Here is a 2,162-nt window from a genome sequence, read left to right as displayed (position 1 = left end):
ATTTAACCAAATTTATTTTTGAAAATTGGTTACCAAGAAAGACTTCTTTTCACTGTTAAGTATAAGAGGGTAATTTTAAACAATTTTGTTTCATCAAGATAAGTATTTTCTGATGGTCAAATTTTAAAAAGATTAATAGCTCTCGATAAATTTTGAACCTTAACAATTGAATAGACCAAGACAAGACATTAATCATTTTTGGAGCGTAATAACCTATCCGCCAAGATCTTTCTGCTGAATAATTCGGCAAAACAAGTACTGCTAAGCTAAAAGCAAGGGAAGAAGAAAGGGAGCGATAAGTAAGAGTTTGAATATAGGGAGGGATACCCTATTCGCTTTGAAGAAAATGAGGATAATGATACATCTAAGGTTGAAGCCGGCTCATCCTGAATAGAGGCGGAGGTGAGATTCCTATGTTGCTAATCCAAGGCACTTGTCAATGTCAAAAAACTTAAATATACATAGGAGGTTATTATGAACGCAATAAAAGTTTATAGCATGAGAGTTGCTATGTTATGTAGACTTTATGATCTTAAATTAATTAATGATAAGGAATACACAAAAATAAAAAATAGAATAGAAAATGATTATAAGAAGAGAGATAGAAAATAGTTAATCTTGTGATATAATAACACTGTAGAAAGATACAAAATGGGAAGGAGGTAAAATGAATACTAAAGTAAAATTAATAAAAGCTTCAAATACAGGAGCTAGAAATAGAAATGCACTACATTTAGATTTAAAACGAGTTGCAGCATATTGTCGAGTTAGCACTGATAGTAAAGACCAACTTGAATCATATAAATCGCAAGTTGATTATTACACTAATCTAATAAAAAATAATAAGAACTGGACTATGGCTGGTATATATGCAGATGAAGCTACAACAGGAACAACTGCTACTAAAAGAGCAGATTTCATGAGACTAATAAGTGATTGCCAAAATGGAGATATAGACATGATAATTACTAAATCTATATCAAGATTTGCTAGAAATACATTAGATACCTTAAAGTATGTAAGACTATTAAAGGAAAACAATGTTGGTGTAGTATTTGAAGAAGAAAATATAGATACTTTGACAATGGATGGAGAGTTACTATTAACAATATTAAGTTCAGTAGCTCAACAAGAAGTAGAAAATACCTCAGCCCATGTAAAAAAAGGACTGAAAATGAAAATGGAAAAAGGGGAACTTATTGGTTTTCAAGGTTGCCTTGGCTACGACTATGACCCTACAACAAAAACTATCTCTATAAATGAAGAGGAAGCTAAAATTGTTAGATATATCTTTAAAAGATATTTAGAAGGCAATGGTGGCTCAGTTATTGGTAGGGAACTAGAAGAACAAGGATATCTTACCCCTAGAGGTAAAACAAAATGGTCTGATACTACAGTGTTAGGAATAATTAAAAATGAAAAGTATATTGGAGATATACTAATGGGAAAGACTTTTACAGTTGATCCTATAACGAAAAGAAGACTGGCAAATTTTGGAGAATCTGATAAATATCACATTGAAAATCATCACGAGCCAATTATATCAAAAGAAGATTTCGAAAAGGCACAAGAGATTAGACTCAGAAGAGCACAAAATAGAAACACCATTGCTAATAAGGATAGAAAAAGAGAGAAACTATCAAGACAATACGCTTTTTCAAGTATGCTGGAATGTGGATTTTGTGGAGAAATACTTTCAAGAAGAACTTGGCACACAAGTTCAATTTATAAAAAAATTAACTGGCAATGTGTAAAGTCAACAAAAAAAGGTAAAAAATATTGTCCTCATTCAAAGGGGATACAAGAAGCAGCGATAGAAAAAGCTTTTGTTGAAAGCTACAGACAATTATGCCACACAGATTCAACAGTAATAGATGACTTTTTAAAAATTGTAGAAGAAGAAATAAATGATAATACTTTAGTCAAAGATTTGAAAAAGTTAGAAAACCAATTAAATAGAATCATTAGTCAAGAAAGAAAGTTAGTTGATCTTCATTTAGAAGATAGTATAGACGAAGAACTTTATGCTAAAAAGTATAAAAAACTTACAAAACAAAAAGAAGAATTACTTGATGAAAAGAAAACACTAGAGCTAACTATCAAAGATGAAAACTCTATTAAAGAAAGACTAAAGCAATTTAAAAAGTTCTTAGAAAACAAAG

The 2,162-nt window shown here is 30.4% G+C and carries 2 protein-coding genes; both read left to right on the top strand.

Annotated features, from left to right (window positions below; translation table 11 throughout):
* Positions 1–474 precede the first annotated feature (474 nt).
* Positions 475–612, top strand: coding sequence for a hypothetical protein (locus VK071_07420; GenBank protein ID HLR35137.1), 138 nt, complete (start codon positions 475–477; stop codon positions 610–612).
* Positions 613–667: 55 nt separating this feature from the next.
* On the top strand, positions 668–2,162 hold a 1,495-nt coding region (locus VK071_07415; GenBank protein ID HLR35136.1), incomplete at its 3' end, for a recombinase family protein.

The organism is Tissierellales bacterium (assembly GCA_035301805.1).
Lineage (GTDB): Bacteria > Bacillota > Clostridia > Tissierellales > DATGTQ01 > DATGTQ01.
This window is presented reverse-complemented; position numbering and strand designations above follow the sequence as displayed.

Excerpts from the sequence above, each read along its gene's own strand:
- VK071_07420 (HLR35137.1), top strand. The coding sequence starts at position 475 with ATGAACGCAATAAAAGTTTATAGCATGAGAGTTGCTATGTTATGTAGA.